The 13,188-nt window shown below is 48.8% G+C and carries 13 protein-coding genes; 5 read left to right on the forward strand and 8 right to left on the reverse strand.

The genetic code is table 11. From position 1 onward, the window contains the following. The 3 genes from Q0R37_RS11880 to Q0R37_RS11890 form a co-directional block, all read right to left on the reverse strand. A partial coding sequence (locus Q0R37_RS11880; protein WP_294754697.1) for an amidohydrolase family protein occupies positions 1–696 on the reverse strand: 696 nt, incomplete at its 3' end. A gap of 3 nt (positions 697–699) precedes the next feature. After that, positions 700–1,050 (reverse strand): metalloregulator ArsR/SmtB family transcription factor, encoded by a 351-nt coding sequence (locus Q0R37_RS11885; RefSeq protein ID WP_294754698.1) that lies wholly within the window; start codon positions 1,048–1,050, stop codon positions 700–702. 16 nt (positions 1,051–1,066) lie between these two features. Then, positions 1,067–1,504 (reverse strand): hypothetical protein, encoded by a 438-nt coding sequence (locus Q0R37_RS11890; protein WP_294754699.1) that lies wholly within the window; start codon positions 1,502–1,504, stop codon positions 1,067–1,069. Positions 1,505–1,597: 93 nt separating this feature from the next. Here Q0R37_RS11890 and Q0R37_RS11895 point away from each other — a divergent pair, with 93 nt between their 5' ends. Then, a complete protein-coding gene (locus Q0R37_RS11895; RefSeq protein WP_294754700.1) occupies positions 1,598–2,182 on the forward strand; it encodes a hypothetical protein in 585 nt (194 codons plus the stop codon). Between the two features lie 127 nt (positions 2,183–2,309). On the opposite strand, the gene Q0R37_RS11900 is transcribed toward Q0R37_RS11895, so the two are convergent. From Q0R37_RS11900 to Q0R37_RS11915, 4 genes are all read right to left on the reverse strand, one after another. Further along, the gene (locus Q0R37_RS11900; protein WP_294754701.1) at positions 2,310–3,266 is read right to left on the reverse strand and encodes an aminoglycoside phosphotransferase family protein; all 957 of its coding nucleotides are present in this window, start codon (positions 3,264–3,266) and stop codon (positions 2,310–2,312) included. A 124-nt stretch (positions 3,267–3,390) separates the two neighbouring features. Then, on the reverse strand, positions 3,391–3,870 hold the full coding sequence (locus tag Q0R37_RS11905) for a hypothetical protein (RefSeq protein WP_294754702.1): 480 nt from the start codon (positions 3,868–3,870) through the stop codon (positions 3,391–3,393). 89 nt (positions 3,871–3,959) lie between these two features. Continuing rightward, positions 3,960–5,318, reverse strand: a complete 1,359-nt coding sequence (locus Q0R37_RS11910; RefSeq protein ID WP_294754703.1) for a PFL family protein — start codon at positions 5,316–5,318, stop codon at positions 3,960–3,962. 18 nt (positions 5,319–5,336) lie between these two features. Then, positions 5,337–5,606 carry an ACT domain-containing protein gene (locus tag Q0R37_RS11915; RefSeq protein WP_028515335.1) on the reverse strand — a complete coding sequence of 90 codons (270 nt, stop codon included), beginning with the start codon at positions 5,604–5,606 and terminating at the stop codon, positions 5,337–5,339. Between the two features lie 907 nt (positions 5,607–6,513). Between Q0R37_RS11915 and Q0R37_RS11920 the strand changes: the two genes are divergently transcribed. The 4 genes from Q0R37_RS11920 to Q0R37_RS11935 all read left to right on the forward strand — a co-directional run bounded on the left by Q0R37_RS11920 (position 6,514) and on the right by Q0R37_RS11935 (position 11,960). Then, complete coding sequence (locus Q0R37_RS11920; protein WP_294754704.1) at positions 6,514–7,425, forward strand: LysR family transcriptional regulator; 912 nt, start codon at positions 6,514–6,516, stop codon at positions 7,423–7,425. A gap of 217 nt (positions 7,426–7,642) precedes the next feature. Beyond that, positions 7,643–9,916 (forward strand): 5-methyltetrahydropteroyltriglutamate--homocysteine S-methyltransferase, encoded by a 2,274-nt coding sequence (gene metE, locus Q0R37_RS11925; RefSeq protein WP_294754705.1) that lies wholly within the window; start codon positions 7,643–7,645, stop codon positions 9,914–9,916. Next, complete coding sequence (metF, locus tag Q0R37_RS11930) at positions 9,903–10,784, forward strand: methylenetetrahydrofolate reductase [NAD(P)H] (protein WP_294754706.1); 882 nt, start codon at positions 9,903–9,905, stop codon at positions 10,782–10,784. The genes metE and metF overlap by 14 nt, the downstream gene beginning before the upstream one ends. A 219-nt stretch (positions 10,785–11,003) precedes the next feature. Further along, the gene (locus Q0R37_RS11935; protein WP_294754707.1) at positions 11,004–11,960 is read left to right on the forward strand and encodes a hypothetical protein; all 957 of its coding nucleotides are present in this window, start codon (positions 11,004–11,006) and stop codon (positions 11,958–11,960) included. 689 nt (positions 11,961–12,649) lie between these two features. On the opposite strand, the gene Q0R37_RS11940 is transcribed toward Q0R37_RS11935, so the two are convergent. After that, complete coding sequence (locus tag Q0R37_RS11940) at positions 12,650–12,787, reverse strand: hypothetical protein (protein WP_164175071.1); 138 nt, start codon at positions 12,785–12,787, stop codon at positions 12,650–12,652. Positions 12,788–13,188: the final 401 nt, after the last annotated feature.

A 13,188-nucleotide genomic window follows, 5' to 3' on the forward strand; every position in this document is an offset into this window, starting at 1 on the left:
GTCCCATGGACAGTCGCTGCCGAAAAGCACCCTTTCGGCGCCCTGCATACGGATTATGCGTAAAAGCTGTTCATCCTCTATATATCGGGAGATAACGCTGACGTCGAACCAAAGGTTCTCGTATTTTCCTGCGGTGAATTTTTCCGTATCGTCCCACAGCTTCAGACCGCCGAGATGTGCGGCTATTATTTTAAGCTTTGGGAAAGTGCCTGCCACAGCCGCAAAGCTCTGAGGTGTGGCTCTTACCGTATCCCCTGAGTAGGGGTCCCAGCCCCCGTGGAATACCACAAAGAGCCCGAGCTCCGCTATTTTTTCGTATATTGGGAACATTCTCTCCTCATGGGGACAGAATTTCTGATATTCCGAGTGGAATTTCACTCCGCAGAGCCCGAGAGACTTTATTCTTTCAGCTTCTTCAAGGGCGTCCTCAGCGTCGGGGTGGACCGTTCCGCAGCAGTAGATACCGCCGCCCATGACGGAAGCTGCCCAGTCGTTTATGGTAGCCTGCTGTGAGGGCTTTGTAGCTACGGGAAGCAGCAATGCCCGTTCTATACCGTTTTCGGCAAGCTTTCTGCGAAGTCCGCCGAGAGTGCCGTCTGTTGCGGGAGCAATGCCGCTTGTCTCGGAAAGTCCCGAAAGGGCGCGCTGAGCCAGTTCATCTGTGAAGGCGTGGGTATGAAAGTCGAAATACTGCATATATCACTCCATAACGTGTTCCATAGCGTGATAGAAAATGGTCTTTACGTGGTCGTCGCATATGGAGTAGAATATGGTCTTTCCGTCGCGGCGCGAGCTGACAAGTCGAGCCTGTTTGAGGACTCTCAGCTGGTGAGAGATAGCGGACTGCGTCATTCCGAGTATCCTTGCGATATCGCATACGCACATTTCGCTCTGACAGAGCACGAAAATTATCCTTACCCTTGTGGCGTCGCCAAAGACTTTGAGAAGCTCGGCGGCTTCGTACAGGAACTTTTCGTCGGGCATGACCTTTGAGACCCTGTCGACGATATCCTTATGCACTCCGTGAGTGCCGCATATATGATCTTCCATGTGAAACCTGTCTCCTTTATATGTTTATTATCATGATAACTGCTGCCGCTGCCGTGGCGATACCGAGAATAAACCCGATAGTGCAGGTGGCGCATGAGAATTTATCGAAAACGAATTTTTTGTTTCTTGCGAGAAGTACCATGCAGCTCCTGTCGCTCCTGTACAGCTTGCTGCGGAAAAAGCCTTCCTCGGGGAAAACATTGGGGTATTCCGTATCGTCTATCACGTAGTATGCAGCCTTGAACCTGCTGTTCGGGCTTTTGTCGATGCGCGAGAAGTGAGCTGTTTTTTTCTTTGCAAAGAGCATACGGACAAAGAAAAACATGAGCAGAAGCAGTGAAAGCACATAGATGAGCCCTATGAGAGCAGCTCCCGCCGCAAGCAGATATACCGTATTAATGCCGAGAACAAGGCAAAGCACGACGATAACAGCGATAACGAGTATGAACTCCACGACTATCCCCCCTGACCGCAGATAAATTATACTTTGTACTATTATAACACAAAAATGCAGATAATTCAAGCAAGGGCATAGAAAATCAGGTTTATGCTTGACTATTCTGCTGACAAGGAGTATAATATCACCATAAGAAAGGGGGAGTGCATTATGAAGGACCTTACAGGATTATTCCGCAAAGGGATAGAAAACGGAACAGACTACGACGACTATGATGTACAGGAAGCTGTCAATACCCTGCCCGATATTTCATGTGATCTTGATGACGAAGGCTCTAACTGGCGTCTGATACTAAAGGGCGCCTGTACAAAAGAAGTACGTATACTCGGCTTTTTATCAAGATATTATCCTGTGGCTCTGCTGGTCGGGAATTGTCCGAATGAGCTGACAGAGAAGCTGAGGGAGAAAAATGTTGCCGCAGAATTTTTCGGCAGTGACTGTCCGAAGATAGAGCTCGTAAAGTATAAAGAAAGGGAGCTTGTTCAGTACCGCTTTGACGAGAGCTTTTCCTGCGATGAAGAGATACTGCGGAAATACGCGCCGTTCAGCAGGATAATGGACGACCGTTTTCTTGATGACGGAGATTTTTCGCCCGACGATGAACGGCTGAACCTTATTTATGAAAAAATCCCCTATATCACGCCGTACAGTTTTACCTTTGATGAGATAAGATGAAAAAAGTCAAAAAATCAGGTCAATGGGGGCGATGTGGGCATCGCCCCCTACACATTCACAGAGAATAGGAAAAATGCAGGGGCTGATGCAAGCATCAGCCCCGTTTCTTATCATATAGTAATACCTTTTATGCAAAGGCCTTGTTTATTATCTCTTTTATCTCTTCGCCGCAGGCTGTGAATATATCCAGCTGCCTCAGGAGCTCCTCCGCTCTTGCAAGGCAGTCTGCGGAGCTCTTTCCGCGGAAGTACTTCACGTCGCTGTGAGCGTCGGTAAGATAGCGGACAGCAAGCTCACCTGTGAGCCAGAATGTGCCGTAATACAGCGAGCTTATCTCGTCAGCGCCGAGAAGTCCGTCAAGTCCCAGAGCAAAGCCCTGAGTGACCTCGCTTATTTCCGTCATAAACTGCTCTTTCCCGCGGCAGACCGAGCGTACAAGGTCGCCGTAGTCTATGGCTGCATAGCCGTACATGGCTGTATCGAGGTCGATGATAGTTGGGGTATCACTTATTATGATGTTGTCGGGCTTTGCATCGCCGTGTATGATGCGCTTTTTCAGCGAAGCCGTGAACACCTGCCCCAGTTCATCGCGAAGCCTGTCAAGCTTTGACATAAGCTCCTGTTCTGTGCGGTTTTGAGCGGACAGAGCCGCAAAATAGCGGTCAAAGCCGTGGAATTCCTCTATGGCGGGAGTTTTATTCAGCTCATGTCCGTCCATTATCCTTATGAAAGCTCCGAACAGCCGTCCCGCAGCCGCGGCATCTGCCGCGGCGTCAGCGACCGCCGTTATATACCTGTACATACGCCATACCTTATTGTCGGCGGTCGCGTAATTTTTATCGCCTGCGGCGATAAAATGCGGGACGGCAATACCTGAGACATCTTCAAAAGCAGCTTCGATGCGGCTCAGATTATCCATTACAGCTTCGGGAGAGAGAAATACAGAACGGTTGAGCGCCTGAAGTATATATTTTTCACCGCCGCAGACGGCAAGAAAGGTCTGATTTATGTGTCCTGCGTTCAGTTCGGTCAGCTCGAAAGCCTCTGGAAGCCCGAAAAGCGCCGGTATAATGCGGATATCCATAGTATCACTCCTTGATTAGTGAGCAGTGAGTAGAAAGTAGAGAGTATGGGCGGATATAATCCGCCCGTGTATGCCCTACATGATAGGTAAGAATTGAAAAGGGCGGAAGTATCCGCCCTTAGATTCATAAATATTTGTCTGGAACATTGTAACCGAGGTCGGCAAGCTGCTGTGCGTAGGCTCTGTCCGAAAGCCTTTGCTCGGAATCAGCCCTTTTCTTTTCGATACTCTTTGCCTTGGCACCTGTTTTTACACGGATAGCGTCAAATATGCCATAGCCTATGACCAATAAGCTCAGGATGGACACAAATGCCATTTTTTTGTAGTAATAGCCTCGGAAATGAAGTGTTAAAAGGTTAAATCCGACTGAAACAGCAAGTATGAACAGACCCATAAGAGCTGTTTTTACGCCTGTTGACGCTTTAAGGTCGGAAGCCCACGGCTCTTCAAAAGCAAGCTCTCTGTATCGCCTGTCAAGGTAAGGCTGACCGCAGCGCTTGCAGGTCCTTATAGGAGTGCCGTAATCTGTGGATGCTTTATTGTAGTTGCTGATCGGGCTGCCGCAGCTTGGGCATTTGCCGCCTGTTGACTGTATATCCGTCATATTATTCACCTCATTTTTTATATTGATGTATTATGCATCGATCAATATGCGGGTATCGCTGTTTTTGCGAGTGACAGCGTCACGCTGCTTTAGTTTTTAAGGCTCTGCATAGGTGCTGGGATACGTCCGCCGCGGTTGATGAACTTCGCCGAGGACTTCTCGCGTATAGGCATAACGGGACCGCTTCCGAGGAGACCGCCGAATTCGAGGGTATCGCCCTCTTTCTTGCCGATAGCTGGGATAAGACGTACTGCTGTGGTCTTGGAGTTCACCATTCCTATGGCAGCCTCGTCTGCGATGATAGCCGAGATAGTCTCGGGAGCTATATCTCCGGGGACAACTATCATGTCAAGTCCTACGGAGCATACAGCGGTCATTGCTTCAAGCTTTTCAAGGCTGAGAACGCCTGCAACTGCCGCATCTATCATGCCTGCGTCTTCGGATACGGGGATAAATGCGCCCGAAAGTCCGCCCACAGTGGAAGAAGCCATGACTCCGCCCTTCTTTACGGCGTCGTTGAGCATTGCAAGGCAGGCGGTAGTACCGTGAGTACCGCACATTTCAAGTCCCATTTCCTCAAGGATATGAGCAACGCTGTCGCCAACGGCAGGTGTGGGAGCAAGTGAAAGATCGACTATACCGAAGGGCACTCCGAGGAGCTCTGAGGCTCTTGCACCTACGAGCTGACCCATACGGGTTATCTTGAATGCGGTCTTTTTGATTATATCCGCGATCTCATTTATTGAAGCGTCAGGGTACTTGGTGAGAGCTGCACGAACAACTCCGGGACCCGAAACGCCTACGTGTATCTCGCAGTCGGGCTCGCCCACGCCGTGGAAAGCTCCCGCCATAAAGGGGTTATCCTCAACGGCATTGCAGAAAACAACTAACTTTGCGGGACCTATGCAGTCGCGGTCAGCTGTCTTTACTGCGGCTTCCCTGACTATCTGTCCCATGAGCTTTACAGCGTCCATATTTATACCCGACTTTGTAGAGCCGATATTTACGGACGAGCATATATTCTGAGTAACGTCGAGAGCCTCGGGGATAGACTTTATGAGCGCCATATCTCCTGCGCTGAAGCCCTTATGTACAAGTGCGGAATAGCCGCCTATGAAGTTTACTCCGCAGGTATCGGCGGCTCTTTGCAGAGCCTTTGCGAACTTTACGGTATCACCGTCGGGGCAGGCAGCAGCCAGCATAGCGATAGGAGTTACCGATATACGCTTGTTTACGATAGGTATGCCGTACTCCTTTTCTATCTGCTGACCCACGGGAACGAGATTTCCCGCCTTTGCGACTATTTTATTGTAGACCTTTTCGCAGGCCTTGTCTATGTCAGTGTCGATACAGTCAAGGAGAGATATACCCATAGTGATAGTACGGATATCAAGGCACTCGTCCTGTATCATGCGGATAGTTTCAAGTATATTGTATACATTAAGCATTTAGCGGACTTCCTTTCATCAGACGCTGTGCATGGAGTTGAATATATCCTCATGCATTGTGTGTATTGAAAGTCCCAGCTCTGTGCCGAGTGCTGTCATGCGGTCGACGAGCTCAGAGAAATCCCCCTTGATAGCCGAAATGTCCACCAGCATTATCATAGCGAACATATCCTGCAAAACGCTCTGTGTCACCTCGATAACGTTAACATTGTATTCAGCGCAGATACCGCTTACCTTATGAAGGATACCTACGGTGTCCTTACCAATAACAGTTACAACTGCTCTCATAGTTAAAAACCTCCGTTTGTATAGTTATGCGGGACTTCCCGCAGGATTGATATAATTATAACACACAGCGGATAAAAAAGCAACAGCCGCAGGGAATTTTTTTCAGTTATCAGCGGCAGTTCCTCATGGCGGAGCAGACAGGCGTGAGCTATGATAGTTTAGTAAGAGCCAAAAAAGGAAGTGAAGTAAAAACAATAAAGAAGGATAACTGTTGGTTTTGGCAACTGTAAACAATGCGTGCTTGCTTCCTTGCAATCTTGAACAGTTTAAAGTGCTAAAGTACATTGTGCATGGAATAGCAAGAACGCAAGATTGCAAGATTGTATGTCTGTAAGGGCGCCCTTTGGGCGTCCGCCAATAACCCATGAATTATGAATGACAATGTGTAGGGGAGCCCGCCCTTACTTGGTTATAGCAAATTCAAGATGACAACAAATAAAAGTTTATTTCTTTCTTCCTTTACATCTTGCTTAATGCAATGCACTTTATCAATTTAAATCAGTCAAGATATAAAGAAATAAAGAAATAAAGATGTAGTGTGTAGGGGCGCCCTTTGGGCGTCCGTCAATAACCCATGAATTATGAATGACAATGTGTAGGGGCGCACAGTGTGCGCCCGTTTGGAGGATAGCGTTATTCATGCGGGCGATGTTGTGATGTTTACGGGCGAACAATGTTCGCCCCTGCAATGGGTTCATGTTATTTGTTTCGTAAGGCGCGGGAGCCCGAGGGCGGGCTCCCCTACAGATATTCTCATGTTACGTAATTGTATATCACGGGCGGCGGAATATCCGCCCATACATATTTTACGGTTTACATTTATTCTTTTTGCGGGCGCTCGGGAAGTGCCCCTACACATTGATTTTAGTGAGATAATATGCTATAATCAGTTGAAAGGAGTGACATTATGACATTACAGCAGCTCAGATACATCATCACCATAGCCGAAACGGGTTCCATCACCACAGCGGCACAGCGCCTTTTCATAGCCCAGCCCAGCCTTTCAAAGTCAGTTGCGGAACTGGAAAGGGAAATGGGCATCACCATATTCAACCGCAGCAACAGGGGAGTGTACCTGTCCGAGGACGGCACGAAGTTCCTGTCCTATGCCCGTCAGATAGTTGAGCAGGCGGAGCTCCTCGAAAACGAGTACAAGTCGGCAGCGCCGCCGAGGAGAGCATTCGCAGTCTCGGCGCAGCACTACGCCTTCGCAGTCAATGCCTTTGTGGAGCTTGTCCGCGAGTACGGCAGGGACAAGTATGAATTTTCTCTCCGCGAGCTGAAAACGGCGGAGATAATCGAGGACGTAAGAACTCACAGAAGCGACATGGGAGTACTTTTCATGAGCAGCTTCAACCGCGAGGTCATAAGGCACATATTGCAGAACGAGGAGATACGCTTCGAGCCGCTTTTTACGGCAAAGCCCCATGTATTCGTAAGCAGGAGCAATCCCCTTGTGGGCAGGAGCTCCGTTACTCTTGACGACCTGAGAGCCTTTCCGCGCCTTACCTACGATCAGGGCGTGAAGAATTCCTTTTACTTTGCGGAGGAGCTCCACATCACAGCGGAAAGCCCGAAGAACATAGTTGTCTCGGACAGAGCGACGCTTTTCAATCTTCTCATCGGACTTGACGGGTACACTATCTCGTCGGGAATACTAAGCGAAGACCTAAACGGCAGCAATATCGTTTCCATTCCCCTTGAAAGCGACGAGGAAATGGAGATAGGCTACATAATCACCACAGACCGCCCCATGAACGAGCTTACGGTGCGGTATCTCGAACACCTCAGAGAGTACATAGCAAATTATTCTTCCTGATATAGCTTTTAGCTATGTGGCTGCATTTCTTTTTGATATTAACACATTCCTGAACGAGTATGCTATAATGAATGAAAACATTCATTATATTATATCTTAATGCCCTTGCAGATACGCAAATCAGAGATTTGCTCCCTGCAATCAGGCAATTATAGCATAACGCTGACGCTTATATGCTATAATGATATCACAACAAAGCATATCGGAGGAACAGGAAATGAAAACATCAATTATCGGATACCCGAGAATAGGCAATTTGCGTGAGCTTAAATTCGAAAGTGAGAAGTACTTCCGCGGAGAGATAACAGCGGCAGAGCTTGAAAAAACAGCAAAGGAAATACGCTCGTACAACCTTGACATACAGAAAAAAAGCGGACTTGACTTTATCCCGTCAAACGACTTCTCCTTTTATGACGGAGTGCTCGACACGGCATTCCTGCTGAACGCAGTCCCAGAAAGATATACTGCACTGGGACTTTCAAAGCTTGACACATATTTTGCGGCAGCAAGGGGCTATCAGGGCGAAAAGGGCGATGTTAAGGCGCTTGCCATGAAGAAGTGGTACAACACAAACTATCATTACATGGTCCCCGAGATAGACGACGCCACGGAAATAAAGCTTGTCGGCACAAAGCCCTTTGAGCTTTTCGGTGAAGCTCTTGCAGCGGGAGTAAGGACGAAGCCCGTTATCATCGGCGCATACACATTCCTGAAGCTTGCAAGGTATAAGGGCAGCAAAAAGGCAGCCGACTTCCTTGACAGCACAGCTGCCGCATACTCCGAGATACTGAAAAAACTCGGTGAGCTGGGAGCTGAGTGGGTGCAGTTCGACGAGCCATCACTGGTCACCGACATGACAGCCGAGGATATACAGCTCTTTGTATCACTTTATGAGAAGATACTGCCGAACAAGGACAGCGTAAGGGTGCTGGTGCAGACGTATTTCGGAGATGTCCGCGACTGCTATAACGAGCTCTGCGGACTTGACGCAGACGGTATCGGACTTGACTTCAAAGAGGGCAGACTTACGTCGGAGCTTGTAAGAAAAAACGGCTTTCCCGATGGGAAAACTCTGTTTGCGGGAGTCATCAACGGCAAGAACATATGGCGCAGTAATTACGCTTCCGCACTGTCGCTTCTCACCGAGCTTGAAAAGCATACTCATGATATAGTTATAAATACATCCTGTTCGCTCCTGCACGTTCCCTGTACCCTTGCCAATGAGACCAAACTTGCGGACAGGTTCAAAAAGCACTTTGCCTATGCTGAGGAAAAGCTTGCAGAGCTTGCAGAGCTCAGGAAAATAACAGAGGCGGAGTGCCCCGCAGAGACCGAGGAATACCGCAGGAATGAAGCGCTTCACGCCGAGCCGAGGATAGTCGGCAACGAAGCTGTGAGAAAAAAGGTAGCATCGCTTACCGAAAAGGACTTCGTAAGGCTTCCCGAGTTTGCAGAGCGTGAGCGCATACAGAAGGCAAGGCTCGGACTGCCTCTTTTCCCGACCACGACTATCGGTTCATTCCCGCAGACAGCCGATGTAAAGGCAAAGCGCAGCTCATACCGCAAGGGGGAGATATCCGACAGCGAGTATGAGTTCTTCATGGAGAAGAAAATAGCCGAGTGCATCGCTTTGCAGGAGGAGATAGGACTTGACGTCCTTGTTCACGGCGAGTTCGAGAGAAATGACATGGTGGAGTACTTCGGCGAGTGCCTTGACGGCTATCTCTTTACCGAGAAGGCATGGGTGCAGTCCTACGGAACACGCTGTGTAAAGCCTCCTGTGATATGGGGAGACATTTCCAGAGCAAAGCCCATGACCGTAAAATGGTCGGTATACGCTCAGAGCCTTACGGACAGGCCCATGAAGGGAATGCTCACAGGACCTGTCACCATACTTAACTGGTCCTTCCCGAGAGAGGATATATCCCTCAGGGAGAGCGCTTTGCAGATAGCCCTTGCAATACGCGAGGAGGTGCTTGACCTTGAAGCAAACGGCATAAGCATCATACAGGTGGACGAAGCTGCCCTCCGTGAAAAGCTTCCCCTCCGCAGGGCTGACTGGCGTGAGGAGTACCTCGACTGGGCAATCCCCGCCTTCAGATATGTACACAGCGGCGTAAAGCCCGGAACGCAGATACATACCCATATGTGCTACAGCGAGTTTGCTGATATTATCAGGGATATAGACGATATGGACGCAGACGTCATCACCTTTGAGGCATCAAGGTCAGACCTTACCATACTCGATGTGCTCAAGCAGAACGACTTCCGCACCGAGGTCGGTCCCGGAGTATACGACATACATTCTCCGAGAGTTCCTTCAAAGGAGGAGATAAAGGCTGCTATCGCAAAGATGAGGGAGCGTATCCCTGCGGAAAAGCTCTGGGTGAACCCTGACTGCGGACTTAAGACAAGAGGAAACGAAGAGACAGTTCCGAGCCTTAAAAACCTCGTGAACGCAGCGAAAGAGGCAAGAAATGAAAACAGCTGAATTATTTGAGAACAGGACCGTATTCTCACTTGAGGTCTTTCCGCCGAAGCCCGACGCGGACGAAAGCGTCATATATGACACTCTCAACGAGCTCTCGGATATAAGTCCCGATTTCATAAGCGTTACCTACGGTGCAGGCGGCGGTCATAACGGCAGCAAGACCATACAGATAGCCTCCGACATAAAGCACAGGTACGGAGTGGAAAGTGTGGCTCATCTTCCCTGCATAGGACTTAAAAAGGAAGAGGCAGCGGAGATACTTGACAGCCTTCAGGCACACGGTATAGAGAACGTGCTTGCGCTCCGCGGCGACAGGAGAGATGAAGATGCTCCCACAGGAGATTTCACCCATGCAAGCGACCTGATTACATTTATAAAGGAGCGCTGTGACTTCAATGTTATCGCAGCCTGCTATCCCGAGGTACACCCCGAGAGCGCAAGCGCAGTTGACGACCTTAAATGGCTCAGGTACAAGGCGGACTGCGGTGCGGATCATCTTATAACCCAGCTTTTCCTTGACAACAGGTATTTCTATGACTTTTACGAAAAAGCCCGTATCGCAGGCATAAAAGTGCCAATAGAAGCGGGTATAATGCCTGTCACCAACAAGCGTCAGATAGAGCGCATGGTGAAGCTCTGCGGTGTTGAGCTGCCGAAAAAGTTCGTCCGTGTGCTTGAAAAGTACGAGCATAACGAGGCAGCTCTGCGCGATGCGGGAATAGCCTATGCCATAGACCAGATAACCGACCTCATTGCCGAGGGAGCTGACGGTATACATCTTTATACCATGAATTATCCTTATGTGGCACATAAGATATACGATGCCGTGCAGAGCCTTTTTGCAGTCAGCTCATGCCTTGCAAAATAACTTTAAATGACAAATTCAGTGGTGGCATACATAATAAATAACATGAAATCATTGTAGGGGCGGATATTATCCGCCCGCTGCATTACCACGCGTTACAAGCCTCTTTGTTTACAGAATGTTAACATATTCCGAGCTGACTGTATGCTATACTGTTATTGTATGTATCATTTCCCGACTGTCTTTGCGTTCGGGAAGCTATCAGAAAGGACGTATTTCCAAATGAAGGCTCGGTTTCATCTTCCTGATTTCGCAGGACATTTCAAGTTCAACCTCGTATTTTGCGAATTGCTCGCAAAGCACCCCGAATGGTTCAGGGAGGGAGTTGAGATAGCGTCATTCTACGGTGTTTTCCCGCCGTCGCTCTGGAACGGAGGACGCACACAGAGCGGCTATTGCGACAAGAGCTTTGTCAGGGGAGTAATAAACGCCTTCAACGAGAGAGGTATACCCCTCCGCTTCACCTTCACCAATCCCATGCTTGAAAAGAAGCATCTCAGCGATGAATTCTGCAATATGGTCATGCATCTTGCGGACAACGGGCTGAATGAAGCCATAGTTTTCTCGCCGTTGCTTGAGGACTATATCCGACAGTATTATCCTAAATACAAGCTCACAAGCTCAACCTGCAAGCGCATAACGGACGCGGAGCAGCTTTACAGCGAGGTCGGAAAGGATTATCACATCGTCGTTATCGACTATGACCTCAACCACGACATGGAGACTCTGAGCAAGATACCCGACAAGAAGAAGTGCGAGCTCCTTGTAAATGCTTGCTGCAACCCCGGATGTCCCAACCGCTCCGAGCACTACAGAGCTATCGGTCAGCAGCAGATAATATACGCCAACCATGTGAGAAAATACCGTGATACGCCGCTGAATATGGAGCGTATCGAGCGCGAGAACCCGGGCATCATGCGCTTTAACGACTGTCCCTGTATAGGCAGGTCGCTTTTCGAGATAAAGAAGCTGAGAAACCATATCACTCCCGATGAGATATGGGATACCTATATACCCATGGGCTTTGAGCAGTTCAAGATAGAGGGACGCACCAAGGACGTATTCAGCCTTATGGAGCATTATCTGTACTATATGGCAAAGCCCGAGTGCAGGGACGAAGCAAGGTTCGAGCTCCTGAACTGGCTTGAAGAAAACGAAGTCATCAGCGTGAACGAATAACACAAAAATTATCCGCGGACGGCATTAGTACGGTACTCATATAGAAGTTTATAGTTATTACTCGGGGAAAAACTTTCCGAGGAAAGGTTCCCTCTGACGGAGGCGCGACCCTCTGTCCTTCGGACATCTCCCTGTACTACAGGGAGTACCCCGACCTCCTTTCCAAAGACTTTTTACCCAAATTTTCCAAGATAGGACGCCCTCTGCAATGTAGCAGAGGGCGTTAGTTTTTGTCGGGCGTCCTATCTTGGAAAATTTAAGCTGGAAGTTTTAGGGAGGGAGTTTAGCTTACGTCAATTAACGAACAATAATATGTATGGTACTACAATACGCAAAGGATCAACAGTTTCAACGAAGGCGGTCTCCCACCTGTGGCATTAAGAACTTCGAATCAGCTCTCGCATCACGCCGCCTGACTCCTGCCTATCCAAGATTTTGGGTATTCTCCGACTGCATATTTCTTGACAATTCCAGGTGGAGTTCCTGATGTCAGCATTTTCATCACCTCCTGAGCAAACAAAAAAGCGCACAGCAGTCCGTGACGAACCACTGTGCGCTTTATATTTAATTTTTGACAAAATAAAAAGGCAGAGCAACGCCTTTGACGTTACTCTGCCTTCTCTTAACTTATATTTGGACATAGCTACCCGTGCCATGCATATTATTCCAAAAACAAAACCGCATTTCATTTACAAAAGGGCATAGTTAGCCCGTGAAATGCTGACTATCCCGTCGATAGTCCTGTACCCCCGCGGAGGTACCTTATCATGACTATGCGCCATGACGTTTTCCTCATTCCGAGGCTTCTGATATTCTCCTACAAGCATACGCCTGCACCCTCCGAAGCCGGGAACACATCAGCCAAAGGTCGGCCTCAACCTTCACATAGTTCTTTGTCTCTCTGCCCTTACGGAGTCAGAGCCGCACGTGCGGATGGCGCACAAGCCGGCTGTCATTGCCATAATAGGAGCGGGAAGGGTGTCCCTTCAGCCGATTTCGCAGGATACATATTACGAGCCGTTGCTGTACGGCTCGGTAGCCCACAAATCTGAAATAGGGAGTTCCAATGTACTCAGCTAAGTACTATCGGTCATTCTTGACACGACTCGCTGAGTCTCTCCTACCGCCTTCACGTATTGATTATTTATCGCTCGCTCTTTCGAGGTCTTGGCGTACGGAAGCTCGCGGCTTGTCGGTTTTTGCCGGCACCGGTCTTGCTGCACACTGA

The sequence above is a fragment of the uncultured Ruminococcus sp. genome (assembly GCF_946415235.1).
Lineage (GTDB): Bacteria > Bacillota > Clostridia > Oscillospirales > Ruminococcaceae > Ruminococcus.

Bases quoted from the DNA above. Each gene is read 5' to 3' on its own strand.
- Q0R37_RS11935 (WP_294754707.1), top strand. From the start codon at position 11,004: ATGAAGGCTCGGTTTCATCTTCCTGATTTCGCAGGACATTTCAAGTTC.
- metF (WP_294754706.1), top strand. From the start codon at position 9,903: ATGAAAACAGCTGAATTATTTGAGAACAGGACCGTATTCTCACTTGAG.
- Q0R37_RS11900 (WP_294754701.1), bottom strand. From the start codon at position 3,266: ATGGATATCCGCATTATACCGGCGCTTTTCGGGCTTCCAGAGGCTTTC.
- Q0R37_RS11895 (WP_294754700.1), top strand. From the start codon at position 1,598: ATGCTTGACTATTCTGCTGACAAGGAGTATAATATCACCATAAGAAAG.
- metE (WP_294754705.1), top strand. From the start codon at position 7,643: ATGAAAACATCAATTATCGGATACCCGAGAATAGGCAATTTGCGTGAG.
- Q0R37_RS11920 (WP_294754704.1), top strand. From the start codon at position 6,514: ATGACATTACAGCAGCTCAGATACATCATCACCATAGCCGAAACGGGT.
- Q0R37_RS11940 (WP_164175071.1), bottom strand. From the start codon at position 12,787: ATGCTTGTAGGAGAATATCAGAAGCCTCGGAATGAGGAAAACGTCATG.
- Q0R37_RS11910 (WP_294754703.1), bottom strand. From the start codon at position 5,318: ATGCTTAATGTATACAATATACTTGAAACTATCCGCATGATACAGGAC.
- Q0R37_RS11915 (WP_028515335.1), bottom strand. From the start codon at position 5,606: ATGAGAGCAGTTGTAACTGTTATTGGTAAGGACACCGTAGGTATCCTT.
- Q0R37_RS11885 (WP_294754698.1), bottom strand. From the start codon at position 1,050: ATGGAAGATCATATATGCGGCACTCACGGAGTGCATAAGGATATCGTC.
- Q0R37_RS11905 (WP_294754702.1), bottom strand. From the start codon at position 3,870: ATGACGGATATACAGTCAACAGGCGGCAAATGCCCAAGCTGCGGCAGC.